This is a genomic window from Arthrobacter sp. SRS-W-1-2016, from assembly GCF_002009585.1.
Classification (GTDB): domain Bacteria; phylum Actinomycetota; class Actinomycetes; order Actinomycetales; family Micrococcaceae; genus Arthrobacter; species Arthrobacter bambusae_A.
In genome coordinates this window covers 1-1,431 of record NZ_MTPV01000016.1, presented here as the reverse complement: position 1 = coordinate 1,431, position 1,431 = coordinate 1, and the positions used below count along the sequence as shown (strand labels likewise).

Sequence of the window (1,431 nt, the reverse complement as noted above, 5' to 3'; positions counted from 1 at the left end):
TGGTCCCACGTAACCGGCCGGTGGACGCCGTCGGACCCTTTGAGCATGGGTTCCGTGACGCGTCCGCTGTGGTTCAACAACGACGGCGATGTCCAGCCCTTGCGGCACAGCCCGCCCCGGTTGGTGGGGAAGTCGCGGCCGGCTACTTCCAGGAGCGGAAGCGCTTTTGCCGTGGGAGCGGGGTCTGACCCCGGCTGCGCAACCCCTGACCCCGGCTGCGCCGAGGGCGCCGCCGGGGTCAGGGTCATGGCGCACTGCAGCGCACAATACGGGCAGTGGGTGTTGGCGCCATTGGGCATATTAGATGTGTCCCATCGCGTTACGGTTGGCCTTCCGGAGGTAGCAGGCCCAGCAGACGATGAGCATCAGCACGTAGGCGCCGACGAAGCCATAGAACGCCGGGGTGTAGGAGCCGGAAGCGCTGGACGCGTTGAGCACCTGGGGGATGACGAATCCGCCGTAAGCGCCGATCGCCGAGATCAGGCCGAGGGAAGAAGCCGCGAGCCGGGCCGTTTCGGCGGGCTTTGCACCGGAGAGCGCTGCCCGGCTGGACGTGGCAAAGATGACCGGGATCATGCGGTAGGTGGCGCCGTTTCCAAAGCCGCTTGCCGTGAAGAGGAACAGGAACAGGACCAGGAAGAGCCAGAAGTTCTTGAGGGGAAGGGTCCAGATCATGGTCAACGTGATGACCGCCATCGCCGCGAACGCCGTGACGGTCATGCGGGCTCCGCCCATGCGGTCGGCCATGCGTCCGCCGTAGGGACGGGCAAGGGAGCCGACCAGCGGACCAAGGAAGGCGAGCGAGAGGACAACCGCGCCGAGGTGCATGGACGAAAAGGCCGGAAAGTAGTCCTTGATGAGCTTGGGGAAGACTCCGGAGAAGCCGATGAACGAGCCGAAGGTGCCGATGTACAGGAAAGCCATGACCCACAGATGCGGTTCCTTGAGTGCGGCGATGGAGCCTGCGACGTCACCCTTGGCACTGGTGAGGTTGTTCATGTACTTCCAGGCGCCGAACGCAGCGACAAGAATGAGGGGAATCCAGATGAGGCCGGCCATGGGCAGGTTGACGGTCCCGGCGGCCAGGACGGTGACGGCGATCGGGACGACAAGCTGCGCGACGGCGGCACCGAGGTTTCCGCCCGCGGCGTTCAGGCCCAGCGCCCAACCCTTTTCACGGGCAGGGTAGAAGAAGGTGATGTTTGCCATCGAGCTGGCGAAGTTGCCGCCGCCGAAGCCAGCGAGGCCGGCGACCAGCAGCATGACGCCGAACGGGGTGCCGGGGTTTGAGACACACAAGGCGAGGCCCGCCGTCGGGATCAGCAGCAGGAGGGCCGAGACGATGGTCCAGTTGCGGCCGCCGAACCTCGGAACCATGAAGGTGTAGGGGATACGCAGCGTGGCGCCGACCAGGCTGGGGATCGAGATGAG

Annotated in this window: 1 protein-coding gene and 1 pseudogene; both read right to left on the bottom strand. The window is 65.6% G+C overall.

Translation table 11 applies throughout. The features are described 5' to 3' along the window. A pseudogene (locus BMF89_RS04360) lies at positions 1-299 on the bottom strand (nitrite reductase); the annotation flags it as partial. A 1-nt stretch (position 300) separates the two neighbouring features. Beyond that, positions 301-1,431, bottom strand: a 1,131-nt coding sequence (locus BMF89_RS04355) for an MFS transporter (RefSeq protein WP_078105853.1), incomplete at its 5' end; no start/stop codon positions are given.